Raw genomic sequence first — 24,246 nt, 5'->3', positions numbered from 1 at the left:
ACTATCCCTTCTTCATCTTTCCGGCGAGCTTGACCGCACCGCCTGCGTAGCTCCCGGCACGGGCCGCGCTGGACGATCGGTCAGAGACGCCTTGTCCCAGAAGCCCTGCGTTAAAGCCTCGTCGCATGTCATCGCCGCCCCGGATCGCGGCACCTGTATTGCGCCACGCGTTCCCGGGCATCCGCGCGGCATTTGCACCGATCGAGGCGAGGCCGATGTTCGTGGCGGCAAGCCCTTGGGCGAAAGTTGGCACGAGTAACATCAAGCCGGCACCGATCATCATCACCACGACGAATGAGATCGCGTCCCCGAGCGTTTCTACGCTGTCGAGGCTGCCTGGCGCGACGGCGTTGCCAGTGGCGATGGTAAATCCAGCCATGGCAGCCACGAATAGCGGCACGAAGGAAAAACCGATGGCGAGTTTGACCCAGGCCTCGAACACAGGCGCTGTTTGTTTGAACAATGTGCAGGCCACGGCTACAGGTGCGATGGCGATCAATACCGCCAACATGATCTTGGCAGCCGACAGAACGATGATGGTGATCGTCGCCATGGCTGCGGCCACAAGAAACATGACCACGCTGGTCATGGCACCGGCCAGCCAGCCCCCATTCTGGCTGATAGCCTGACCGACATTCAGGGCTTGGGAATAGAGATCGTCGATCCCATCATAGAGGTTCCCAACTGTGCCGCCTGACAGTGAGTTCAGTATCCCGGCGCCGAGTTCCGCCGGGGCGTTTGTCAAAGCGTCATAGGGGACAGAGAGGTTCGCGAAGGTCAGGAACACGTTCACCAGCGCCAAACGCAGACCAAGGGCGACGATCGTTGCGCGCGTAAGTTCAACGCTTTGGATCAGCAAATTGGCACCAACTAGGATCGTTACCAATACGGACGCTGCACGCACTACGGGGCGCACAGCCGCAACGGTGTTGTTATAGGTATCAGCTGCGACACCTGCCACAGTCGCGTCGACCATGGTCAATACGTCCGCGATGATCGCCATTACGAGCCACAGCTTTCTTCGCGAAAGGTTGCATACCGTTGATCAATGGTATTCCACTCAGCGTTTCGATACCGGCGCATGGCATTGAAATCCGCCGCTGTGAGCGCATGCGCAGGCTTGTCGACCCGTTCTGTTGTGAACGCATCGAGCGACCCGAGATCATAGATGCAGCCGCAGAAGCCCTGCGACATTGCAAGCTCTCTCAGGTCGGTGCCGAAGCCCCATCGAACCGCGCCACGGAAAATCTCGTTGCCGAAAAACTCAGTGTCCGGATAGCTGAAGGTGCAGGTTTGCGGCTTCGGAAACATCAAAAGCCCCCTTGCCTGTACCTCGCGCATCAGATCGAGGAGCCGTTCGTCCTCCCCATTGTCAGTGGCAGTGACGACCTCCCCGAGCAACGTATCGTCTGGCAGGTCTTGCAAGTCTTCCGCCCAGGCACTGCCTGCTAGGGTGATGAAAACTGCAAGTGCTTTGAGTGATGTATTCAAGGGTCAGTCCTCGGCGCCGGAAAAATCAAAGAAGGAGCGTGTGCGGGCCTGCTCGGCCGCGAAATCGATGCCATTTTGACCTTGCGCCAAGCCTTGGACGGCATTCAGGCGCCACATCTGGCCCAGCATGTAATTCGTCTCCGCGGCCATACGCGTGTTGAGATCGATCGATTCCTTGAGCGTTTCCTGATCGCCAATCGCTTCCACCAGCCCATCGATACGCTCGATGCTCTGGGCGGCTTCCTCGTAGGAAATCTGGGCTTGCCCGATAACCATGGCATTGGCAGCCGCCAGATCGGCTATGGCAGCGCCTTGCGGGTTCCCGGCGTCGTTCAGCTCGGTGAGTTTTTCCGAGGTGAACCCCGCACTGGCCATGGTCTCGCGCATGGCATCAGCGGCCCGGCGCTCTCCCATGGTGACGTCGCCATCGAGCAGATCGTCCAGCAGGCTGTCAAAATCCCCGAGCGACAGGTTGTCCATGAAACCCGATAGATCGGTGATCTTCTGGGCGCGGGCACGCAGGTCCTCCACATCGTTGTAAAGGGCCGCGATTTCATTCAGGCCGGTAACCGATCCCAAGACGTCATCAAGCAGGCCCTGAATATCAGTGAGGCGCTCGATCTGGGTGCGCAATTCCTCGATTTGCTGGAGCTGGTTTTCCGCATCGCGCAGCGCGGCCTGCAGCTGCTCGATATTCTGCGCGAGGTTCGATCCATCGATCACTGGCACACCCTGAGCGAAGGCAGGGGGCAGGTGGGCAGCCATGAGCGTGCCCGCGACAAGGAAAGCGGCAAGGCGGGTCTCAGCCCTCATCGGAGTACCTCCAGAAAGTGGATTGCTCTAAGTGATCGGCGGCCTCGGTCAAACCTTGCGCTGCTTCGACTTTCACGTGGGCCGCGCGCAGACGCAGCGTCAGCGCCATGAGCCGCGCCCGTTCAGCAAGCATGTAGGTGGAGCGGTCCAGCGCTTCTTTTGCGTTATCGGGCGGATCTTCACGCAAGAGCGCCGCGATCCTGGTCATGGCCTGATCGATCTGGGTGCTCATGTAGGCGCCATAGCCGACCGAGGCATCCGCCCAGTTGCCCCAGGCGGCCGAGGCGCCATCGAAGCCCGCTAGTGACCCCGTCATGTCGACGCCGGTGATGGTGCCAAGATAGTCGTTGTAAAAACCGTTGATGCGCTGGACGTAGGTCTGGGTTTCCTCGAAAGGAGGCACACCACCATACTCGAGAACACGGCCGGGGCCTGCATTATAGGCCGCCAGAGCGTGATCGATCCGACCGAAGCGGTTCAGTTGCGCGAGAATGTAGCGTGCGCCACCGTCCAGGTTTTCCCAGGGATCATATGGGTTCACACCGAGATCCGATGCTGTGCCCGGCATCAGCTGGCAAAAACCGCGCGCACCCACGTGGGAGACGGCTGCATTGTTGAAACGACTTTCCTGCTTGATCAAGGACTGAAACAGGATACGCCATGTCAGTGGCGTAAGTCCGGCGGCCGCAACACCGGGATGACCTTCATAGCGCCGCGCCACCGTGATGATCATGCGCTCCACGTCGCTTGGCTCACCGAAGAGGCGATCGGCATCAGGATGATCTTCCTGGGCTGGGTAAGTCTCTGCAGCGCTCGCCCAGTCAGGTCCACCCGCTTCGAACCCACTCAGGTCGGTGATACCGGTGGTCTCCTCAAGGAAACGCTCATAGGCTTCAAGCTGCTCTTGATAGATTTCCGCTTGTTCCTGGCGGGCGTCGCGCTTCTGGCCCTGCCGCAAGGCATCGCGTGCGAGTTCTTCGACGCGAGACACAGCGCGGGCAAGGTTGGAGCCATCGATCACTGGCACGCCCTGCGCGGAGGCAAGAGAGCCAAGACCCAAGGCCAACGGAATCGCCATTCTAGAAGCTCTGGAAATCACAATGCGCATTCCGTGAAACAAGGTCGGGAGCAGGGGCCGAGAACGCCATCGCGGGCCGCTCAAAACAGGGCGAGCGCACGCCGGTTGAAGCCCCTTCGCAAGCGCTCAGGGCCGCCATGGCGACCAACAGAAAAAATCGTGCTTTCACATCATGTCCTTCCAGAATTCTTCTTTCTTGCGCCAATCGGCAGGTGCCTTTTCCTCGCCGGTCTTGCCGCCACCAAGAACAGTGACCAGACCGCCCAAGCCTGCGAGATCGGTATTGACGAACACGCTGTCGGCCCCAGAACGGATCAATGCCAGCCGCAACCCGGCTGTCGGGCTGGAAAGAAAATCCGCCTCGCGCGCGTTCAGGCGCAGGATGCCGTAATCCTCCGGATTTGCCCGTGGATTGGGAAACAGGATCTGGGTGGCCACACTTTCTGCGATAATCTGGCCGACCGAACTTTGGTCCAGATGGCCCGGTGTCTGGGTCAACATCATCACCACGCAGTTGCGCTTGCGCATGGTAACCAGCCAGTCATGGAGGCGCTTGACGAAGATATCGTCGGCCAACATCTTCCACGCCTCGTCGATCACAATGATCGTTGGTCTGCGATCCTCGATCACGCGCTCGATACGGCGGAAGAGATAGGCGAGTAGGGCGGAGCGTTCTGCGTCCTGGTCCAGAAGTTCGGTCATGTCGAGACCAAGGACATCCTCGCCAATGGCAATCGACTGGGCACTGGGCCTTGAGAAAAGCCAACCGTACCGGCCGACTTCTGTCCATTCCCGCACGCGGGACACCAGGTCGCCATCATCATCGGTAGAGGCCACGAGACTTGCCAAACCATCGAAGGTTCTGAGGCCCGGCTCCGCAGCGGCGATCTGACGAACCGCCTCGTTCAGCGCGACGGTCTGGACCGTTTCGAGTGGACGGTGACGGGCCAGAATGTCGCCGAGCCAATCTGTCAGCCAGGCGGCCCCCCGCGCATCGGTCTCCGTGGTCATCGGGTTAAAGCCGGTGGGCTGGCCGACCTTGATTTCACTATAGCTGCCACCCAAAGCGCGGATCGCCATCTCCAACCCCTGGTCCTTGTCGAAAACGATGACCCGCGCGCCCACTCTGCGGGCCTGCGCCATGAGAAAAGCCGTGCCGAGTGTCTTGCCAGACCCGGTGCGGCCCAGAACGAGCGTGTGCCCGACGCTTGGCTCATCGGTCCGGCGCCCTGCTTCGTGAAAGTTGAACCGGTAGAGGCTGGAGGTCACGGTCGGGAAGGCCGTGATCGTCTTGCCCCATGGGCTGGCCTCAGGTCCGCGCCCTGGCCTTGTCTTGTGAAACGCCGCCAGCTCTGCGAAATTGTGCGACGAAACGATCCCGTCACGGATCCGGTAGGCCCAGTTCCCGGGCGCCTGCGCGAAATAGAGCGCCTTTGCGGCCCAGGATTCCCGTACCAGAACGGCACCGGTCTCTTGCCCCGCCCGCCAGATCTCGGAAGCTGCCTGTTCCAGTTCCTCGGCGCTGTCACAGAAGACCTGCACGGAGGCATGATGTGTCCCAAAGGTCGACCGGCCGGATGCCACGGCGTCGGCGGCTTCGATCAATTGCTCTGTCAGGCTGACACCAGCATCCTCGGAGGCACCCCGCTGGCGAAAGGTGCGTTGAATGCGCTCAACCATCTCGTTGGCGCGCCGCGGCGTGAAAGAGTTGGTGATCGTGATGTCATAGGGCAGTTCCAGCGCATCCAGCATGGTTGGCCAGGTGCGGCTGGGATAGGATTTCATCCCAAAAATCGCACCGTATCTTGGGCTGCCGCCGCTTTCCAGCCGCATGGTTTTGCCTTGAAAGCTGACGTCGAAATTGCTCATCGTGTCGGCCAACAGTTGCCCGGGGGCCGCGATGACCTTGCCATAGCTCTGTCCGTGAAGCGCGGCCAACACTGCAAGCCAGTCCCCGCTCGAGACTGTCAGTCGCGCCGCACCTGCGTCGGAATACATCGCCATGATCAGGGTCATGGCCTCCTCCAGGGCAACAATTCTCGTATCGATGTCTTTCTGGAAATCGCGGCCGCCGCCAAGGACGCCCAGAACCTTCGAGAATGCCTGCGCCATCGACGGACGCATCAGCACTGTCAGCATCAAGGTGCGGGCTTTCAGGTCACGTGCGCGCAGGCTTCTCTGCCACGCCGCGTCTACCGCATTTGCAAAGGGCATACCGTCAGGCGCAGCAAGGTCCGCGACGTCCGGGCGTGACACCTTGTTGATGTGGAAACCGAAACGCTCGCCCAACTGACTGACGATCCGGGCAAAGCCTTCGCTGATCTCATCGATCCGGGCGTCATCGCTGGTGAAGCTGTCGATCCCGTCGAGCGTCACCGACGCCATCAGATCGCCCTGCCGCGTCAGGATGACATTGTCCCGCACCGCAGCGATGTAGGGTAGATGCCGCCCAACACGCTCGGCTTTCAAAGCCTTGTCCCCAAGTGCATCCCGAACGGCACTGCTGGCACGAAACCCCCGATATTCACGCGACATAGAGATCGCCCCCATCACCGGATCGCACACTCGTTCGCGGTGTGCGCGACATCACCACGTTCAGAATCTGAAACAGATGTGGATTGCGGTCTGCGACCAGCCAAAGCGGTGGGTAGCCTGCGACGAACACCAGCAGGAACCGCATGTCGTCAACCAGAATGAATGGGATCACGGATGCGAAGACCAACGCCACGAAATATCCGATCGGAAGACCGAATATCCGTGGCGGCTTGGTCAGCCCCAGAAAGAGTGGTGTGTCGCGCATGTGGATCTCTGCGTCCGCTCAGATCAAGGAACCGCAAAGCCGTCGATGATGGTCTCGGCCGAAAAGATCAGCACCACGCCGACAAACACGGCAACGAAGATCGGCCAGTTGAGGCGCCCGAAAAACATCATGACACCGGACCCCACAAGAGCGAGCACGCCGAGGCCACGACCGATCGGGCCCGTCACCGCGTCGATGATGTTGTCGATCATGTCAGAGACCGGGCTGAGGTCCTGTGCAAGCGCCGGGGCTGCGGCCAACATCAGCAACGCGGCCAATGCCGCCCGGGTATAGTCAATGCGTTTCATATCTGGTCTCCGATGGATTGGGCATAGACGGCCATGACCTTGCGGACATGACCTTGGGTTTCGCGGTAGGGGGGGACACCGCCGTGACGCGCCACGGCTTCGGGGCCGGCGTTATAGGCCGCGAGCGCAAGCTGCGGCGTGCCGAAGCGATCAAGTTGTGTCAGCAAATAGCGGGCGGACCCATGCAGGTTTTGCTCAGGATTATGCGGATCGACGCCAAGCGCGCGTGCGGTGTCCGGCATCAACTGCCCGAGCCCGATTGCGCCGACATGCGACTGCGCGCCTGGATCAAATGCGCTTTCAATGGCGATGTTGGCGCGAAAGAATGCAAGCCAGTCGCGAGAGGTCATCCCGGCCCTGCGCAGGGCTGGGTGGTCCGCATAGACCGACCCCACATCGAGGATCATAGCCTCGATCGCAGGGCGACCTGACGGGACCCGAGACGGGGAAAGGCGTGGTGAATTAAGAGGGACGACCTCAGAACGTGCGACAACGTCGCTTTGCTCGGGTTGAGGTCTTGCGAAGTCGAGAACGCTGCTGGTCAGTCGACCAACACGGTCTGGAGCATCGAGATCGATAACGGATTGTGCATAAGAGGAAGGGCCTGAAAGCCCCCAGATAACGAGGCTAGCCGCTGGTAGGATACCTTGTCGTCTCAAACTCCCACGTGCCTCTCTCACCTTCTCGGAGCGGGCAACTGAATACTTTTGCGTCGAGCTCCAGGCAGAAGCTCATGAGCCCTGCTGCGGTCTTGAAGACGCGTGGTTTCAGATCCCGGTTGGTCACATAGACCGACCGGTGCACACCGCCTTGACCGTCATTGGAGCAGACGAAAACCGTCCAGCCACCCCTATGCGTATTGCCGCCCTTTTCCGGGGCCTCGACGCATTCCACCTCGATCCATGCCCCACCCTTGATCGCCTCTTGCATGTGCGATGTTAGGATCACGGGGTATTTTGTTCCTGCCATTTTGCCTCCGAAGGAAAGAAGTTCCTACGGAAGTAACCTGCTTTTGCACCGCTTCAAACAGTGCATGTCACAAGATATGTGGCGACGTAGCGGAAAACGCTTTAAGTGGTCAATAGATATCTTTTGATTGATTGCGATATTTTTTCGGTGATAGGTCCGACACACGATTCGCCCCCAGATTGTCGGGAGACCACCAGATGTCGCGGTTGCTGGCATGTAGCACATTCATCGCCCTAGCGATCCCAGCAAACGCCGAGACGCTGGCGATGGACTGCGTGTTGCCGTTGCGACCGGAGCTGTCGGCCTCGCCTGCGCTCCTGAACGAGTACGGCGACGACATCAGAGCCGAGTTCAACACCTACTTCGATGAGGCACAAACCTATCTGAATTGCCTCGCCGCAGCATCAGCTTCCGCGCAGGCCGAAGTCCGTCTTGTGCTTGACGCTTACCAGGAGATGTTCCAATGAAACGACGCACAAAATATGTCAGTAATTATGACACAATTAACATAAGTCTGATTATACGACAACGCTTTAGCGGCGGCGCTCTGTCATGAGGCGGCTTCTGTCAACTGCCGCGATCATCGCGATCGGGCTTACACCGCTTGCTGCCAAACCTGCCGCCGCACAAGGCTACCAGATCGATTGTGCGATCCTCCTGTGCCTCGCAGGCGGTTGGCCGCCTTCGGTCCCATGTGCCCGGGCGCGCGCGGAGTTTATCCGCCGGATCACGCCCTGGCCAGTCGAACCACCGCTGCAGATCTGGCGTTGTCCAATGCGTGCTGAGTTCGAAGCGCCGAACCCGGTTGAGCGTCTCTACAGGTTGGCGGGGTTCAATCCGGGTCCAGCAGTCTCCCTGCCCCGAGAGCGAGAAACGCTCCAACTCGCCCAAGCTGTCGGGCGTGCCGCCGATATCGATGTGACGGACCCTGCTTTTGATTTCATCCGCTCCATAGATGTCTTTCAGGTTACGGCACGTCAGAGGGAGGGCCGTGACGATTGCAACAGATATGCTTCCGTGCGGCGTGGCACGTATGATCATGACGGCCAATTTCGGTGGCAAAACAGCTCGATAAGTGCCCTTCCTCCAGCCTTCCGAGGGGCCGAGCGATACGGCCAGAACTGCCCCGATATCTGGGTCCGTGCTGTGTTCGTCGATTGGGAGGATTTTGAGGGCACCTATGGCTTCGAACAAGTCAACTACTGATCTCAAACAGTCACAGGCAAACGATAAAAAAGAAGAAACCCCCGCAAGGCGGCAACCAAGCGAGGGGCTCAAAGAACAACGGAATTGGCGTTCCGTCAGATCAAATCAAACTGTGATCTCGTTCTAGCAGTCCCGACAGTCAAGGCAATGAAAAAACGTGTCGCTCGCGGGGACACGGATGCCCTGTTGCAGCCTTGTCCCAATTCACAAGGACTAGACATTGAACGTGATCCAAACCCATCTCACCCTGCCGGACGGCTGGACCAAAGGTGCTGTTATGGCACTAATTTCAGAGGTTGCCCCGCATATAGGCCTGCGCCCGGCGCGCCTCGCAGTTCTGAACTACATCATCGGGCGGACCCGCGCATCCGACTGGACATCTCCCCATCGTGAACCGGTGTTTTTTGGCGCGCAAGATCTCGCAGCGGTCGAACTTGGCAAGACGTCGCGCCAGTTGCGAACGGATGAGGCCGCGCTGGCCAAGCTTGGGCTGATCGTGAAACGTGTCGCGGCGAATGGGGCCCGCTATGGTCGCGCTGGTCTAGGCTTGATACTGACTCCGCTGATCGCGCGACTGGAAGAGTTCATAGCCCTTCGCGATCGGCTCCGTGCGGAACGGAGGCATTTGCGCGCTTTGAAGGATCTTCGGTCCCTTCGTTTGCGTCACATGAAACGGTGCATCGCCGCCCTGCCCTCCTCGGCTATCAACGATCCTGAGATCGCCAAGATTCTGGCCAGTTTCGATGAATGGCCACGCAGCGATGCGCTAAGCCGTCTCGGTCTGGAGCGGCTCAACGCCCATTTGAAGGCCAGTTCCGATCTGTGCAACAGCCTTGAAGATTGGCTTGAAAACCATGGGCTTTCTTCCGACCAGCCAGTGGAAAACTTCCGGCCCTTTACACAAAACACCAGAGAAGAAACTCAAATTGTAGAGACGCCGCCCGCTGTGGATAACTCTGAAAGACACGCGGAAATCGCACAGAGTGAACCGCCATCATCAATTCCCTGCCCCGCGCCACCCGCTCTGACGCCAGAGAATCTATATCGCATTGCCGGCGACGGCTTACGCATGATGCTTGACGCGAGCCGAGATCAGAACCGACCTCTCAAAGAGCGCGACATCATCGAGGCTGCCTGGGCGTTGCTGCCGATGCTCGATATCCATGCTTCAGTTTGGCACGAGGGCCAGAGCACCTTGGGCGACCACGGGTTGGCTTTCTGCCTACTATTGGTTGATGCGCAGCGAGATCACCCGAGCTACCCTGTTCGCAATCCTGGCGGTTTGATGCGCGAACTGATCCGTCGAGCCAAGGCAGGAAGGCTGGACTTCGATGCAAGCGTTGCGGCTCTGCAAAAACGGCGCAATGGGGTGAGGTAGAGTTTCCAACCCGCAACTGAACTTGCCCAAAAACGCGCTGAAAATCTGGTAGTGAAGTTTATGTGGGACTGTTGCATTAATTGATCGGGGTTGATCGTTTGCGTTGATGGGTGCGCTGGATCATGCGGCATCGAAGAGTTTGCAGATGAACTGGATCTCGCCCTGAACGCCTGGTTGTTTGTGATGGATGTGGCCACGTTTGATGGTTCGCATCGTCTCAATCCCGCTCAGGGTTGCCTTGGCTGATCTCAAGGATCGAAAGCTTTGTCGGTAACCAAGCAGTCGTTTCATGGCGGCATGGTCGCTTTCGATTAGGTTGTTTCGCCATTTCTTGTCGATATGTCGGATGCTGTCGAAGTGCGGATCGTAGCGATGATTGATTTCGCAAATGACGCGTCGATAGGTCGGGGCTTTGTCGGAGCATATCGTTACCGGGCGATGCAGCCGCACGCGTTCAATCGCATTGTTCAGAAAGGCTTTGGCAGCTTTTGCATCCCGTCGCGCGGTGAGGCGGAAATCGATCATCTGGCCATTTGCATCAACGGCACGCCACAGATAACGCCATTTGCCGCCAACCCGGATGTAGGTCTCATCAACATGCCAATCGACGCTGGCACGCCGCAGATGCTTCTCGGTGCGTTTGGTCAATTCCGGCCCGAACTTTTGAACCCAGCGATATACCGTGGATCGATCAACCGTGATCCCACGCTCCGCTAGCAAATCCACGACATCCTGATAGGACAGTGGATAACGCAGATACCAGCGCACGGCACAAAGAATAATGTCGCGGGGAAAGCGATGGTGTTTGAAAGGTGACTTGCGGGGCATCAGAAACCTCAAAAGCCTGATCTTGGCCAAGACCCTCGATTAATGCAACACTCCCCCTCACGCCACAACAACTTGGCAATGCCGTTGGAGTCGTTCAGATACGCTGATCCATGGCTTGCGATGGCATCCGTGCTGCGTCGTGCCAGCGAACCACCTTGGCGGGGACGCCTGCGACCGTGCAGTTCGGCGGAACGTCTTTCACGACAACGCTGCCCGCCGCAACCTTGCTCATTGCACCGATTTTGACATTTCCAAGAACCTTGGCGCCGCTGCCGATCATGACCCCCTCTGCGATCTTGGGGTGTCGGTCCCCGGTCTCATTGCCGGTGCCGCCCAGGGTAACGTTCTGCATGATCGAGACATTGTCGTCGATGACCGTCGTTTCTCCGATCACGACACCGGCGCCATGGTCGACCAGAATGCCGCGTCCAATGCGTGCTGCTGGGTGAATGTCGGGTCCCAGCACCAGCGAAACCTGGCCGGATAGCCAGGCGGCAATCTCCGCGCGGCCATCCGCCAGGAGGTGATGTGCAATGCGATGGGCCTGAACCGCCTGGAACCCTTTGAAATTGAGCAGGGCGTGAAAGTAGCTGGTACAGGCCGGATCGCGGTCGTAGGCAGCTTCGAGATCCGCAATCGTGGCATTCGACACGGATGGATGTGCCTGCAGGGCTTCTGCAAACAAATCCGACAGGGCAGAGATATCCACCCCCGGCAGATGAAGAACCGTCGCAAGGTGACGTGCGAGCATCTCTTCCAGCGACGGTGCATCCGCGAGGGGGGCGAGCACAGAATTCAGGATCGGTTCCCGCGTGCGCAACCGGGCGACCTCGGCCCGGAACAGCTCGAACATGGATTGCCTTGTATTCTCATTAGTCTTTTTCAGTGTCATCAGCATGGTAGATCCCATCCCGGTTGTTCGAGTCATCCTGGCGTCCGGACGGACGTCAGAAGATTTCAACATTGGGCCGCAACTCGATTTCATAGGTCCAAGCGCTCTTGTGCTGCCGGGACAGCTCAAGATAGGTGCGGGCAATTTCGTCGGGGTGCAGCGTGGTGTCCGGATTTGCGTAAGGCTTACCACGAGCAGGCTGAAGGATCACGCCATCCAGAACAACGTGGGCGACGTGGATGTTTCTTGGCGCCAGTTCCCGCGACAAGCTTTGGCAAAGTCCGCGCAGCGCAAATTTTCCCATCGCGAAGGGTGCGGATTGGGCAAAGCCCTTCAGCCCAGCGGAGGCGCCGGTGAACAGCATGGTGCCACTGCCCTTCGCGATCATCCGATGTGCGGCGGCCTGGGCGACAACCAACGCCCCCCAGGCATTCACCGACAAGGTTGCGCGTACGGCATCCAGATCAAGATCCGCAATGGGGCCACGGGTGTAGGCCCCTGCATTGTAGACAACGACTTCCGGCGAGCCCAATTCCTCGTCTACCTGAGCAAACAGAGCCTTCACGCTTTCTGCGTCGGACGCGTCACATACATATTGCTTTGCACCGATCTCTGCACAGAGGGCTTGCAATGACTCCGCACGTCGCGCCGCAAGCGCCACATCGTAACCGTTCTGCGCAAAGGTCCGGGCCAGCGAGGCCCCGAGACCGGGGCCGACACCGACAATCAGCGCTACTTCAGCCATGCAACTGCTCCCAACTCCCCCGAGAAGTCGCCGACATCTTGGTGACCTCAACAGGTGCGGCCAGCCAGTTTTCGTATTTCTTGAAAACGCTTTTCGTGTAGTCCTGCGCATAGTGGAAATTCAGCGCGTCCTCGTCCTCGAAGCATTCGAAGAGATGCAGGGTGTTGCTACGGTCCTTGCTGGCGAATGCCGAAAAAACATGGCAGCCCGGTTCATCCAAGGTCGGCGGGACGAGCGCATCCAATGCGGATTTGGCATCGTCGAAATGTTCGGGCTTGGTTTCGATCACGGCAAACAGGAACAGTTTAGGTTTGAGATCGGACATTTACATGGCTCCCATGTAGACGGGTTTCAGGCCTTTGATAAGCTCGGCCTGAATTGGCAGGACTGCATCGTTCACGGCAGAAACGCCCATGTCATGGCCGACTTGCGTTCTGATCGGCCGCGGTGCTTCCGTGTCTACAAGATCCGCGATGCGATTGGCGACATTGCCGGCATCGGTGCTGGCATCACCCTGATCAAACATGCCCTGGAACATTCCGAGTAGACGCTCCCGTCCCTTGGCCAGATCGCCATAATCTTCGACACGCTGCACGTCGGAAGGCGCAGGGGCCGTCGTGACCAGATCGGTTCCGTGACCGCTGGGCTCAACCAGAATGGACTCGATGCCAAGCGATTCAAGTTCGTAGTGCAGCGATTCACAATAAGCTTCCATCGCCCATTTGCTGGCACAATACAGCCCGAAGAATGGCATCCCGAAGCGCCCTGCAGCAGAGCTGAGGCTTATGATCAGGCCGGATTTTCTGGCGCGCATTTGCCCTAGAACGGCGCGGCTCATCCGCATGATGCCATAGACGTTCACGTCGAAAAGATCCTTGGCCTGTTCAAGCGTGTAGGCTTCGGTCAGTCCAACGGGCATGATTCCCGCGTTGTTGATCAAAACGTCGATCGGGGTCACCGCTTCGATTTGCGCAACGGCTGCGGCGCAGTCTGTGTCGTTTGTCACATCGAGCTCGATCGGCGTGATGCTGCCGTCTGTGCTGTCGGAAAACGCGGTCAGTTCAGCAGCGGCATCCTTGTTGCGCCCGGCCATATCGCGCATTCCGGCATAGACAGTGTGCCCCCGTGAGGCGAGCGTTTTGGCCGTGAGCAGGCCGATGCCCCGGCTTGCACCAGTGATGAGGATCGTTTGTGGAGTTGTCATTGTCTTACGTCCTTTGTCTTGAAGATGGTCTGCATGAAAAGCGCGAGAGGTTCGTCACTACCGCAAACTTTCATGCGCGTGAGGGCTCCGCTCCAGGCGTTCATCAGCCAGTCGGCTGCCTGTTCCGGAGTGAGGTGGTCCAGACCGAGATCGGCCAGATCGACGTTGTTCAGGCATCCCGCCACCACGGTGATCAAATCCCGCCAATGTGTGTCCAAAGCCACCCGAAACGCAGGTCTTTCGTCAGCAAGTTCGGTGGAGAGATTGCACATCAGGCATCCCTGCTGGAATTTGCGGTTTCCCATGTCCCTACGGGCACCTTCAAAGAAGGCGCGCAGGCGGTCGACGGCGGGAAGTGACGGGTCTTCCAGGCATTCCTTTGCCGCCGCGATTTGCTGTTCGCTGTAGCGATTGGCCACCGCAATCCCGAACGCCTCTTTTGAGGAGAAGTGGTGGTAGAAGGACCCTTTGGGCACACCCGAGCTTGCCAGTATCTCGTTGATCCCACTTTCGGAAAAGCTGGTTTCCCGAAAGGCATGTTCGCCCGCATCCAAGAGTCTTTCGCGGTGCGACAGGTGTGTTTTTTCATCTCTAGGGCGTGCCACTTTGGGTTCCTCCAGCTGCTTTCGCATATTAATTAGACCAGTCTCTTATTAATTAAAAGCACCGGGCGGTCACACTGTCGTTACCCCCTTTTGAACGGTTAGGGCGTCTCTGGTTCGGTGATCAGGTGCAGGGAGGATCTAAATTGGCGCGACTTCCGCCGCGCCAATATCGCCGTGATCGGGATCAGGTGTCAGTCACCCAGAATGTAGATCTCCATCAGGGTAAAGCTGTCATCTCGAAGCGGTATCAGGTCCTGATAGGCCTGCTGATCAAAGAAGCCCTTCGCCGCTACCTGATCGGGGAAATCAAGAACCAAAACCGTGGCAGGGTCGTTCTTGCCTGCCAGGACTTCAGCAACGGGCGCACGCAGTTTCGGCGCAACGCCTGCGGCTTTCAGCAGGGGTTGAACGGATTCCGCATATTTTTTTGCGCCTTCTGCTTTGGCGGGGTCCGGTTTTGAGAGTACGATAGCATGTGCCGTCATGGCTTTTGCCCTTCCGTCTTTATTGTAATTTTCCAGGCAATTCGATTGCGAGGATGCGATACGGATCCGGGCTGCCTGCTTCCGGGTCGAACAAATGGTCGAGCTGACCTTCTACGACGTAGGCTGTCTTGCCGATCACCGTCGCCGTCGTAGGCACATTCAGATCTTCCGAGATGGCTTCGAGCTTGACCTCTCCATCGGACACAACTGCCCCCAGAAGCGCGCCCCGCGCCCCAGCGTGCAGCCCGCCGCCTTCAACGATAAGAAACCTGTGATCGCCAAGGGCTGTCAAACCGTCCGCGCCGTGGAGTTCTGCCGACATCTTAAGGTCTGCAATGGGTCCCGCCTGCCCGTCCACGCCCAGGTCAACCTGATGCAACGTGCCGGTGTTGTAGCGCGCGACATAGACCGCGCCGTCATCATAGGCGATACCGTTGAAATTAAATCCCTCGCCAGCAAAGCGGCTATCTTCCAGCCAAGTTTCCAGCTGATCAGCGCCAGGCTTCAGGGCGTAGATGCGGGGCACGAAGCTGTCCGTGGCCAGGATCGTGCCATCGGGCAGTGCGGCTATGTCGTTGCAGAATATGCCACCCTCGGGCAACGGATAGCGACCGGTGGGCGCGCCGGTTTCGGTGTTGAAGGACACCAGCGCTGGGGAGGCCGTTCCTGTCAGGGCACTGATGCCGGGATCGGACGAGCAGGCGTAGATTTGATTGCCTTCGACATGGACACCGACCACGGTCACCAACCCATTTGCCCCGGCGGAGGCGAATTCCGTGACATCCCCGGTCTCGGGGGAGATCTTGATGATGCGACCTTGGGCCAGGCTGCCGACAAAAAGGTTGCCTGCCGCATCATGCGAGATGCCTTCGGGCGCGAATCCCGCGTCCGGCAAGGGGATATTGCTCCCGGCCAGTGCGAAGGCAGGCATCATAGCAGCAAGGGAACCCGCAAGCAGGAGGGGTTTGAGGGAGAGTGTCATAGCGTTCCTTTCCAGAGTTGCTGGAAAAGATTTGGGCTATGTGCGCGCAGGCCGCGCGCTGCGGATGGTCAAGGGCGCGCTGCAAACGGTCAATTGCGCGTTCGGTGCTGATCCAGGGATACGAGGTCACCGATGGGCCGTTTCTGCGTCGCGCGAAGCTCAGTCGGGCTCATGAAGAAGCGCAGGCGGAACCGTTCGGCGAACCGGGACTGCGATTGGTAGCCGCATTCAAAGGCGATCTGTCCGATGGGCATGTCCGAGGAAATGACCCGCTCCACCCCTTGGTTCAGGCGCGTATCCTCAAGAAGATCGCGAAAGCCCGTGTTCTCGATCTGAAGCCGGCGGCGCAGGGTCCTTTCGCTCATGGCAAACGTCTTGGTCAGGTCCTTCACAGACCAGTCGCGCGGCAGGTCTGTTTTGAAGTGATGCGTGATCCGTTCGGAGAGGGTTTCGTCATGGGACAGCAGAAGGTTTCCGGCCAGTCCCTGCCGCGCCAGGATCAGAAGGATCTCGACCAGCCTGTGACGGGTCTGGATCAGGTCGGCGGGATAGTTCTGGTCATGGGTGATCCAGTCCGCGATCAGCGAATAGAGCTCATTCGTTCCGGCGGCCTTCCACTTCGGCGTCAGTTCCCAATCCTTGAGCCCATCGGAATAGGCCCGGCCGAACAGATCAAGTGTTTCGTGGTCGAACACCAGCGATGCGCCCAGAAAGCGGCTTTGCCCTAGTTCGGGAATATTCTCGGCATCACAACGCACGCCTTTGGGGAGCAACAGGATTTCGCCCGGACGTGAATTATAGGTCTGACGATCCGCTATGATCCGTTTTTGGCCGATGATCGGGAACATCAGCATCGGTGCGGACATATCCATTCGGGTAATCGTTTGCGCCTGCTGGCAGCCATTGATCCAGACCCCCCGCGCGGTTTGCCCGGACAGGAAGGCCATGGTCATCGCTGCCTCCAGCCGTGCCATGATGTTGTGCTCGAGCATCGCTCCGTTCCCATGACTGTCTGACTACTGTGCGTTTATCAGCTCTTTCACTCGATCGGTCGTTAAAATCGAGTTTGACCGTTTGCGGCGCAGAATTGGCCTGACGCGGACAAGGGCGCTGCTGGCGGATGGAATGAATGGCCGGTTGTCGCCGCTCAGCCGTTCCCCCAGCGCTTGCCCTGATCGAGATGCCGGTCGATGATCGCATCCGTGACAAAGGCCGCGTCTCCGCCGACACCCAGAAAGCGCCCGGACCCCCAGGTGTGCAGCCGACCGAGGCCGAGGAAATACATCCCGTATGCTTCACAGATGCCCCGGCGATGTCGGGGGCGGCCGGTATCGTCCAGGCAATCCACGCTCAGTCAGCTATCACTGGGCCGGAATCCGATACACCACAAGACAGAGGTAACCCTCTGGTCGTGCGCATCAATCTCGGTGATCTCTTGCTCGGGCCGCCAGACCTTGCGGAATGTCTCTGCCTCGGGCACGGCAATATCGATGTCGAGCATGTCGCTGATACCGACGTAGCTTTTGTCCGCGTCGTCCGAATTGCGATTTAGGTCCGGTGCGAAACAGATCGTCGTGCCCTCTATCCCTGACACGGAACCGTAGAGCGGCAGACCGTCGCGGGCGAAGGCGCGCAGCTCGATCTCATGACCGCCATCGCGCCCCGTCAAGCAATGGTTAGTCTTCGCCTCGGTGGCTTTCGGGTCCGGCTGCTCCGCGATGCGCAGATCCTCCATAAATTGCACGCCGGATTGCCCGGTGCCCACGACTAGGCAGTGGCCTTCGGGCACGTCCTCCGGGCGACGGTAATTGTGCATGTGAAGCTGGGCGATGGCGGGGTCCAGATCGGCGACATAGGGAGGTCGTATCCGACCGAGGCGGCGATGACATGATCCGCCGACCAGAGACCTGCATCGCTATCGACCTCGAACCGGCGATCACCGGCGCGTTCAACGCGCGTGGCCCAGCATAGCAGCCCCCTAGCAGCAACTCGCGAAAATCGGAGGCGCAGGCCGACACTGACCGGTCGCTCTCCCATCGCTCGTCCGAGGCAATCAGCCAAGGTTCATGGCGGTCAGCAATGCCATCAACAACAGCACAATCCGTCCCCGCCACAAGCCAGTTCCCATTGCAAAGATGCGCAATGATAATGAATACATCCAACCAGATCAGCTCCGACAGAGCGCCATCATCGAGCTACTTCATCACCTCCATGATCAGATCGCCGACATTCGTCGGAAAGGCCGGATTCGATCGCATCAACGTGGCGGCGCGCCGACCCTCTTCCAGTCTCCTGATCTTGCGGCGCAGCTTGGGGATGTCGGTGGCCAGGGCGGCCAACCCGAATGCCGGTGCGCCCAGCGAGATCCGGCCACAGTCCTGCGCAGCCGTCAGCCGCTTTTCGCATCGGCAGGCAGCACTTTTTGACACGACACCGCAAGAGGTCTTCACGAAGCGGGTGACTTCTTGCCGGGCGCGGCTCAGCCGCTGGCGGTAGGCGGCAGCTGAAATTTCGAGCACCTCTGCCGCCTCGCTGTCGGACATCTCGAAAATGTCGCCCAGAACGTAGGCGATGCGCAGGCTGCGGTTAAGACAGGTCAGCATCGCCAGGGTGCAACCGATCTTGATCTCTTCGATGGCGATGGCCGTGATCGCGTTGTCGGGCGAGCCGTCCGGATCGGCGAGCCCGCTTTCCAGATCGTCGCCGAAATCCTTGAAGCTCATCCGCATCGCCTCCACCCGGCTACGCTTGCGCATACCGACAAGGTGCCGGGACGCGACCTTCAGCGCCCAGCCCCCGGCCGCCCCGTCCTCGCGGATCGTCCCTAGATGGGTGATGATCTTGATGAGAATTTCCTGCGTGGCGTCCTCGGCATCAGCCGGATGCGCCAGCATCCGCATGGCAAGCCCGTAGACCGGGAGCTGCAGCGACTGCACTACCGATGCCAGCGCCGCGCGGTCCCCTTTCCGCGCGGCGCGCACCTGTTCCGGATCCAGATGGATCACCCGTCAAACTTTGCCCGAAGCGATACCAGCTCTTCGGCCAGTATCTTTTTCTGGCCTTCCAATGCACCCTCCAGCATTTCAAGCGGCACCGGCGGTGCCATCAGAACAAAGGAATAGATCGACGTATCGTCGCTGTCCTCGGTCACGCGCGAATAGGCTGCGCCCTTGGCCCCGTCGGGAAAGGTCATGATCCAATCAACAGTCCCCTGTTCAGCAGAGACGCGGGTTTCCAGCTTGATCGGAACCGCGCCATTCGGTGTGACCAACTCTGCACTCTCGGCATCGGCGGATTTGAACGCATTGGTCCATTTGGGCAGGTTCGTGGGGTCGGCGATATAGGCAAAGACCACTGCCCGGGGTTTCGCGATGCTTATGGATTGCACGTCATGGGTTTTCATCTTGTCGTCCTCATTGAAACGCACCGGGCCAATCCCGGTCGCATATTAGGAAAGAGGCGGCGACCGATGAGACTGTGACAAAGAAATTTGAAAAAGTTCTCTGTCCTGCCAAGCTGTGGTCAGCGCTTGCGATAAGCTGCGGCCTTGGCCCTGTTGCCACAGACCTCCATCGAGCACCAACGCCGCTTGTGGTTTTTGCTGATGTCGAGAAAGAAAAGTGTGCAGGTTGGCCCTTCGCAGTTTCTCACATAGTGGAAATCCGCTTCGGCAATCAGGTGGGCGGCGGCGGTTGCGATCCTGACGATCAGATCGCTCGGGTCGGTCAGCGGGTGCTTGTCGACAAGGATGAGAGACTGCGTATCGCCTTCCGTTGTCGGCGCGATCTGCTGGAAACGCGCCCCACGCGTGAGGATCGCATTGATCTCGGCAATGATCGGGTGTTCCGGATCTGTCAGCGGGCTGCCGCCGGCCTCTTCAATGAAGGTCCGGAACCTCTCGCGCAACGCGACGATCTCTTGCCGTGCGCCTTCAAGTGCGGGCGCAGCATCGGCTTTGCGGAACGGGGCGAGTTCGGATTCCGCAGCCAGCCCCGCCGCGACGAACCAGTCCAACAGGCCCGGGCCCGCCTCCAACCAGTCGTAGAGCACGGATCGCGGCATCGCGATGCTGTTCAGGAAGTCCAGCGCGGGGCTTTCCCCGACAAAAATCGGTGCCGGTCGGTGGTCCTGTGTCATTTGATGCTCCGTTTGCGAGCCAAGGGAGTGATCCTCCCACATAACCTATAATATTATACTTTACCAGTTACATTTCCGTGTGCGTCATCACAATAAAGTAACTGTCAAAAGTGGTATTTAACGGATATATGATAACCGTCAAAATTATATTTGACAGGTTAACAATGGTGCAACATGACCCAATCCTTCTTAGGCCGCCCCACGGTCGCGGCAGCCCTGACGCTTGCTCTGCATGCTTCCCCTTCTTTCGCCGACAGCCCCGACTCCTGGCCCGTCAGCTACCGGACCACCGAGATTGGCGAGGTCTCGATCGCGTATCGCGAGGCCGGACCGGCGGATGCGCCCGTCATGCTTTTACTGCATGGTTTCCCCTCGTCGTCGCACATGTTTCGCGACCTGATCCCCGAAATCGCGGGCAGCTATCGCGTTATCGCCCCCGACTATCCCGGCTTCGGACAATCTGCAGCCCCTGCGGCCGAGCATTACGATTATGACTTCGCCACCCTGGCCGAGACCATGAATGCCTTCGTCGAGGATCTCGGGCTGTCGGAATACATGCTCTATATGCAGGATTATGGCGGCCCTGTGGGTATGCGGCTCGCGGTGGCGCACCCGGAGCGCGTCTCAGGTCTCGTGTTCCAGAATGCCACCGTGCATGTCGATGGCTGGTCCCCTGAGGTGGTGGCGCGGTTCACCCCGTTTTGGACTGACCGCACCGCCGAAACCGAAGCGCCGGTTCGTGGATTCCTCGCCCCCGAAACGACGCGCTGGCAATATGCACAGGGCAGCACAAGGTCCGGCAGGTTGAGCCCCGACGCATGGGTCAGCGACCAGGCAGGGCTGGATCGACCGGGCAATGACGCTGTCCAACTTGAATACCTGTGGAACTACCGCGACAATGTCGCGTCCTATCCCGCGTGGCAGGCATATCTGGCCCGCGAACAGCCCCCGACACTGATCGCCTGGGGCGCTAACGATCCCTTCTTCACCATGGAAGCCGTAACCGGCCTGCAAGCGCTGATGCCGGATGCCGAGACACGCATCTTTGATGCCGGTCATTTCGCCCTGGAAACCCATGCCCCAGAAATCGGCGCCGCCATCCGCGACGCCTTCGATCACTGATTTCACCAACCACCCCAACCGAAAGGAACGACCCAATGACCAAGATACTCCATATCGCAGCATCGCCACGCGGAGCGATGTCGCAATCCGGCAAGCTGGCCGAAGCCTATCTTGACGCCCGGAAGGCGGCCCAGCCGGATGCCACCATCGATCGGCTCGATCTATGGAGCGCCGATCTGCCGGAATTCGACGGCGACAAGGCGGCGGCGAAGATGACCTTCTTTGGTGTCGGCGACATGGACGCACCGCGTCAAAGCGCCTGGGACCAGGTGGTCTCCGTCACCAACCGCTTCATCGAGGCGGATGAATATGTGCTGTCAGTGCCAATGTGGAACGGCGGCATCCCCTACAAGCTCAAGCAATACATCGACATCATCACGCAGCCCGGACTGCTGTTCGGCTTCGACCCCGAAGCGGGCTACAGCGGACTGCTGAGCGGCAAGTCGGCGCGCGTCTTCTACACGTCTGGTGTCTATGCGCCGGGCGCTCCCGCCAAATACGGCACTGATCACCATTCGACCTATCTAGACTGGTGGCTCGACTTCATCGGTGTGTCCGAGATCGAGACGGTGCGATTCCAGCCTTCCCTGCTGACTGCGGACCCGGTCGGAGACCAGATGAAAGCGCTTGAGCGGGCCGCAGATCTGAACCTGGAAAAGGCCTGAGGGCAACAGCTCCGCCCCGGTGCAATCGACGCCGGGGCGGCAGTGCTACAGAGGGCGGCACGGTCAGCGCCAGATCTTGATTGCCGAAGGTAGAACGTAGTCTTTCGATGCGATTTTTCAAATACTTGCGCTTTGCGCGGCAGGCCGCCAATTGCATTGGCAATAAATGCCCCGCTGTCGCTTTGCCCTTAAATCGGGTCATCCTCAATTTGTGTGGCGCTACTATCCTGAGACTGAAAAATTCAGGAGGATTAGTCATGATTTCGAAGCACCACTGGTCGCCGGGCAGCGATGTTTCGGTTCAAAGCGTTGAACGAAGCCGATGCGGCGGGTGGATTGTATCGGGCGTTCTGACACCAAGCGGCATCTGCCCAGACTGTGGATTGTATTCACGCCGACGTCACGGCTGGCGGCGTCGGCGGCTGCAGGATTATCCCGCCCATGGAGACGAGGTAACGGTTGATCTCGCGGTTTGCCGTTGGCGATGTTTGACGCCCGCTTGCCCGCGCCGAACTTTCTCGGAGCAGATCGCCTCGATTGCGCGTCCTTTTGCGCGGCGCACCTCGCGTGTCGGGGAGATTATCCGCCACCTTGCTCATGCGGCCGGCGGGCGGCCTGCCGAGCGGCTCTTGCACCTTTTGGGCCTTGGGGTCAGCGATGACACTGTGCTCAGGGAGCTGAAGAAGTGTGCTCAACGCACCGCCGAGCCTCCGACGGTCATCGGGATTGACGACTGGAGCTGGCGGAAATCGCAAACCTACGGCACGATCATAGTGGATCTGGAGCGTCGTGTGGTGATCGACATTCTTGAGGATCGAGATGTCGTCACCTGTACCAACTGGCTGAAGCGACATCCCGATTTAGAAGTGATCAGCAGAGATCGGTGCGGTCTCTACGCCCAGGCTGCACGGCAAGGGGCACCGCAGGCGAAGCAGGTCGCCGACCGGTTCCATATCGTGCAAAACCTGCGGCAGGCCTTCGAGGAGCAAATGAACCTTCACGGCCGTGTGACCGGCAGGGCGCTGCTGTCCGACGCCGACAACATCACCGCGGCCGGAAGCCTTCTGAAGTCACGCCTTGCGCACAGGACGTCTCGAGAGAAGATTTTCACCACCATCTATGCGCTCCGAAATCAGGGACTTACCTGCAACGAGATCGGGCGACAAACAGGGTTCCCGCGTCGTAGCATTGCGAAATGGCTGCAGTTCGATACACCACCGGACCGCAGGCGGGCCGCTTTGAAACCGACTTCGCCATGGTACTTTGAAGAGTACCTGAGCCAACGTTGGAAGGAAGGCATTCGAACTGGGAGCGCCCTTTTCGTTCTGATCCGAGAGCGTGGTTACGAGGGGAGTCTGACGCATTTACAGCGGCTTCTGGCGGGCTGGCGCAGAGCCGAAAAGCAAACGAAGGGCCCCGCCGTGGAGCACCAGAGGCACTGCCAACTTGTTAGTACGCCGGGCTTTGGGTAGGCGACTTGCATGAAGATGCCGACCGAATTGCCGCGCCTGAAGGGCTTCCGTTTCCCACGTGAAATCATTTCCTTTGCTGTCTGGGCCTACCACCGGTTTGCCCTCAGCACCGCGGATGTCGAAGATCTTCTGGCAGAGCGGGGTGTGAAGGTCAGCCGTGAGACTGTACGCAAATGGGTGAACCGGTTCGGGTCGCACTTCGCAAAGTGCGTGAAACGGGATCGGCCCGCTGCCAACGACAAATGGCATCTCGACGAAGTCGTTATCCCAATCAATGGACGAAAATTCTGGCTTTGGCGGGCCGTCGATGCCAATGGCGATGTTCTTGATATTCTACTTCAGAAGCAGCGTAACGCGAAGGCGGCCAAGCGTTTTATGCAGCGCCTGATTGACCGCTTTGGCGCGCCACGCGTCGTCATCACCGACAAACTGCGCAGCTACATCAAGCCAATCCGCAACCTAGTAGGAGGTGCGGATCACAGGGCACACAAGGGCCTGAACAACCGGATCGAAGGATCGCACAGGCCGACGCGAAAACGCGAAAAGCTAATGGGGCGGTTCAAATCGCCCCGACAGGCACAGAGATTTCTGGCTGCCCATGACCAGATCAACACTGTCTTTCGCCCGCGCCGCTATCGCCTTTCCTCCGTCTCATACCGCCACGCCAGATCCGATGCCTTCGATCTCTGGAAAGACTATGCCCTCGAGATGACTGCTTGATTGGTCAAGTTCACGCAACTCTCGGACCCGCAAAAAACAAGTTGGCAATACCGTCAGCACTGCTTCCAGCACCATCGCCCCACGGGTTGCCGGTGCGCCTTGCGCTACATCGAGCCACGCCGCGATCGGACCCGGCTCGAGAGTCGGCAAAGCCCGACCCAAAGCCTTGATGGACACCGGCCGCTCCACCGCGTGCCGCCAGGCCTGATAAGCTTCTCCGGCCGGTCCAGGCAGATCACCGGGACGAAGCAAATGCACGGCGTCGCGCAACTCCCCTGCCCGCTCCGGTCGCCCTGAAAACGCAACACAAGCCTCGGCCGCGCGCAGCGCGAGCCGGTCCCGCAAC

General features: G+C 59.2%; 30 protein-coding genes and 1 pseudogene. 7 read left to right on the top strand and 24 right to left on the bottom strand.

Features of this window, described 5'->3' with window-relative positions; translation table 11 throughout:
- Position 1 precedes the first annotated feature (1 nt).
- From OO25_RS09580 to OO25_RS22520, 9 genes are all read right to left on the bottom strand, one after another.
- Positions 2–1,003: a type IV secretion system protein gene (locus OO25_RS09580; RefSeq protein ID WP_040179847.1), complete on the bottom strand. Its 1,002-nt coding sequence runs from the start codon at positions 1,001–1,003 to the stop codon at positions 2–4.
- Complete coding sequence (locus OO25_RS09575; RefSeq protein WP_139044766.1) at positions 1,003–1,491, bottom strand: hypothetical protein; 489 nt, start codon at positions 1,489–1,491, stop codon at positions 1,003–1,005. Before OO25_RS09575 ends, OO25_RS09580 begins: the two co-directional genes overlap by 1 nt.
- Positions 1,492–1,494: 3 nt before the next feature.
- Positions 1,495–2,304, bottom strand: coding sequence for a type IV secretion system protein (locus tag OO25_RS09570; RefSeq protein WP_040179845.1), 810 nt, complete (start codon positions 2,302–2,304; stop codon positions 1,495–1,497).
- Positions 2,294–3,325, bottom strand: coding sequence for a lytic transglycosylase domain-containing protein (locus tag OO25_RS09565; protein ID WP_175304816.1), 1,032 nt, complete (start codon positions 3,323–3,325; stop codon positions 2,294–2,296). Before OO25_RS09565 ends, OO25_RS09570 begins: the two co-directional genes overlap by 11 nt.
- Positions 3,326–3,547: 222 nt before the next feature.
- A complete protein-coding gene (locus tag OO25_RS09560; protein ID WP_052465640.1) occupies positions 3,548–5,917 on the bottom strand; it encodes a VirB4 family type IV secretion system protein in 2,370 nt (789 codons plus the stop codon).
- The gene (locus tag OO25_RS09555; protein WP_040179843.1) at positions 5,907–6,182 is read right to left on the bottom strand and encodes a type IV secretion system protein VirB3; all 276 of its coding nucleotides are present in this window, start codon (positions 6,180–6,182) and stop codon (positions 5,907–5,909) included. Before OO25_RS09555 ends, OO25_RS09560 begins: the two co-directional genes overlap by 11 nt.
- Positions 6,183–6,205: 23 nt before the next feature.
- Complete coding sequence (locus OO25_RS09550) at positions 6,206–6,490, bottom strand: TrbC/VirB2 family protein (RefSeq protein ID WP_040179842.1); 285 nt, start codon at positions 6,488–6,490, stop codon at positions 6,206–6,208.
- On the bottom strand, positions 6,487–6,897 hold the full coding sequence (locus OO25_RS22525) for a lytic transglycosylase domain-containing protein (protein ID WP_082035317.1): 411 nt from the start codon (positions 6,895–6,897) through the stop codon (positions 6,487–6,489). The genes OO25_RS09550 and OO25_RS22525 overlap by 4 nt, the downstream gene beginning before the upstream one ends.
- Positions 6,898–7,117: 220 nt before the next feature.
- Positions 7,118–7,459, bottom strand: a complete 342-nt coding sequence (locus tag OO25_RS22520) for a hypothetical protein (protein ID WP_082035316.1) — start codon at positions 7,457–7,459, stop codon at positions 7,118–7,120.
- A 197-nt stretch (positions 7,460–7,656) separates the two neighbouring features.
- Between OO25_RS22520 and OO25_RS09535 the strand changes: the two genes are divergently transcribed.
- The 3 genes from OO25_RS09535 (at position 7,657) to repC (ending at position 10,043) form a co-directional block, all read left to right on the top strand.
- Positions 7,657–7,926, top strand: a complete 270-nt coding sequence (locus tag OO25_RS09535; RefSeq protein WP_040179839.1) for a hypothetical protein — start codon at positions 7,657–7,659, stop codon at positions 7,924–7,926.
- A gap of 85 nt (positions 7,927–8,011) precedes the next feature.
- Positions 8,012–8,665 (top strand): hypothetical protein, encoded by a 654-nt coding sequence (locus OO25_RS09530; protein ID WP_040179838.1) that lies wholly within the window; start codon positions 8,012–8,014, stop codon positions 8,663–8,665.
- A 226-nt stretch (positions 8,666–8,891) separates the two neighbouring features.
- Entirely contained in the window at positions 8,892–10,043 is a 1,152-nt protein-coding gene (gene repC / locus OO25_RS09525) for a replication initiation protein RepC (RefSeq protein WP_242407018.1), read from the top strand.
- A gap of 120 nt (positions 10,044–10,163) precedes the next feature.
- Here the strand turns inward: repC and OO25_RS09520 are convergent, their stop codons facing one another.
- The 14 genes from OO25_RS09520 to OO25_RS09460 form a co-directional block, all read right to left on the bottom strand.
- On the bottom strand, positions 10,164–10,871 hold the full coding sequence (locus tag OO25_RS09520) for an IS6 family transposase (protein WP_040179836.1): 708 nt from the start codon (positions 10,869–10,871) through the stop codon (positions 10,164–10,166).
- A 94-nt stretch (positions 10,872–10,965) separates the two neighbouring features.
- The gene (cysE, locus tag OO25_RS09515) at positions 10,966–11,799 is read right to left on the bottom strand and encodes a serine O-acetyltransferase (RefSeq protein WP_040179835.1); all 834 of its coding nucleotides are present in this window, start codon (positions 11,797–11,799) and stop codon (positions 10,966–10,968) included.
- 19 nt (positions 11,800–11,818) lie between these two features.
- Positions 11,819–12,508, bottom strand: a complete 690-nt coding sequence (locus OO25_RS09510) for an SDR family NAD(P)-dependent oxidoreductase (protein WP_040179834.1) — start codon at positions 12,506–12,508, stop codon at positions 11,819–11,821.
- The gene (locus OO25_RS09505; RefSeq protein ID WP_040179833.1) at positions 12,501–12,833 is read right to left on the bottom strand and encodes a putative quinol monooxygenase; all 333 of its coding nucleotides are present in this window, start codon (positions 12,831–12,833) and stop codon (positions 12,501–12,503) included. Before OO25_RS09505 ends, OO25_RS09510 begins: the two co-directional genes overlap by 8 nt.
- Complete coding sequence (locus OO25_RS09500) at positions 12,834–13,712, bottom strand: SDR family oxidoreductase (protein WP_040179832.1); 879 nt, start codon at positions 13,710–13,712, stop codon at positions 12,834–12,836.
- Positions 13,709–14,344: a TetR/AcrR family transcriptional regulator gene (locus tag OO25_RS09495; protein ID WP_242407016.1), complete on the bottom strand. Its 636-nt coding sequence runs from the start codon at positions 14,342–14,344 to the stop codon at positions 13,709–13,711. Before OO25_RS09495 ends, OO25_RS09500 begins: the two co-directional genes overlap by 4 nt.
- Positions 14,345–14,508: 164 nt before the next feature.
- Positions 14,509–14,802 (bottom strand): DUF1330 domain-containing protein, encoded by a 294-nt coding sequence (locus tag OO25_RS09490; RefSeq protein WP_040179831.1) that lies wholly within the window; start codon positions 14,800–14,802, stop codon positions 14,509–14,511.
- 19 nt (positions 14,803–14,821) lie between these two features.
- Entirely contained in the window at positions 14,822–15,784 is a 963-nt protein-coding gene (locus OO25_RS09485) for an SMP-30/gluconolactonase/LRE family protein (protein WP_040179830.1), read from the bottom strand.
- A gap of 89 nt (positions 15,785–15,873) precedes the next feature.
- Complete coding sequence (locus tag OO25_RS22195) at positions 15,874–16,776, bottom strand: AraC family transcriptional regulator (protein WP_052465637.1); 903 nt, start codon at positions 16,774–16,776, stop codon at positions 15,874–15,876.
- Between the two features lie 155 nt (positions 16,777–16,931).
- Entirely contained in the window at positions 16,932–17,069 is a 138-nt protein-coding gene (locus tag OO25_RS22940; protein WP_175304815.1) for a hypothetical protein, read from the bottom strand.
- A 69-nt stretch (positions 17,070–17,138) separates the two neighbouring features.
- Positions 17,139–17,519, bottom strand: a complete 381-nt coding sequence (locus tag OO25_RS22190; protein ID WP_139044765.1) for a hypothetical protein — start codon at positions 17,517–17,519, stop codon at positions 17,139–17,141.
- A 460-nt stretch (positions 17,520–17,979) separates the two neighbouring features.
- Complete coding sequence (locus tag OO25_RS09470; protein WP_040179829.1) at positions 17,980–18,789, bottom strand: RNA polymerase sigma factor; 810 nt, start codon at positions 18,787–18,789, stop codon at positions 17,980–17,982.
- Complete coding sequence (locus tag OO25_RS09465) at positions 18,786–19,187, bottom strand: hypothetical protein (RefSeq protein ID WP_040179828.1); 402 nt, start codon at positions 19,185–19,187, stop codon at positions 18,786–18,788. Before OO25_RS09465 ends, OO25_RS09470 begins: the two co-directional genes overlap by 4 nt.
- A gap of 119 nt (positions 19,188–19,306) precedes the next feature.
- On the bottom strand, positions 19,307–19,921 hold the full coding sequence (locus OO25_RS09460) for a CGNR zinc finger domain-containing protein (protein ID WP_040179908.1): 615 nt from the start codon (positions 19,919–19,921) through the stop codon (positions 19,307–19,309).
- Between the two features lie 174 nt (positions 19,922–20,095).
- Between OO25_RS09460 and OO25_RS09455 the strand changes: the two genes are divergently transcribed.
- The 4 genes from OO25_RS09455 (at position 20,096) to OO25_RS09440 (ending at position 23,900) form a co-directional block, all read left to right on the top strand.
- A complete protein-coding gene (locus OO25_RS09455) occupies positions 20,096–21,043 on the top strand; it encodes an alpha/beta fold hydrolase (protein ID WP_040179827.1) in 948 nt (315 codons plus the stop codon).
- Positions 21,044–21,078: 35 nt separating this feature from the next.
- Positions 21,079–21,708 carry an FMN-dependent NADH-azoreductase gene (locus OO25_RS09450; RefSeq protein ID WP_040179826.1) on the top strand — a complete coding sequence of 210 codons (630 nt, stop codon included), beginning with the start codon at positions 21,079–21,081 and terminating at the stop codon, positions 21,706–21,708.
- Positions 21,709–21,965: 257 nt separating this feature from the next.
- The gene (locus OO25_RS22515; protein WP_175304814.1) at positions 21,966–23,180 is read left to right on the top strand and encodes an ISL3 family transposase; all 1,215 of its coding nucleotides are present in this window, start codon (positions 21,966–21,968) and stop codon (positions 23,178–23,180) included.
- Between the two features lie 9 nt (positions 23,181–23,189).
- Positions 23,190–23,900 carry an IS6 family transposase gene (locus tag OO25_RS09440; RefSeq protein ID WP_040179825.1) on the top strand — a complete coding sequence of 237 codons (711 nt, stop codon included), beginning with the start codon at positions 23,190–23,192 and terminating at the stop codon, positions 23,898–23,900.
- Between the two features lie 42 nt (positions 23,901–23,942).
- Here OO25_RS09440 and OO25_RS22510 read toward each other — a convergent pair.
- Positions 23,943–24,246 (bottom strand): annotated as a pseudogene (locus OO25_RS22510) (DUF1403 family protein); the annotation flags it as partial.

This window comes from Phaeobacter sp. S60, assembly GCF_000826845.1.
Classification (GTDB): Bacteria; Pseudomonadota; Alphaproteobacteria; order Rhodobacterales; family Rhodobacteraceae; genus Phaeobacter; species Phaeobacter piscinae.
This window is presented reverse-complemented; position numbering and strand designations above follow the sequence as displayed.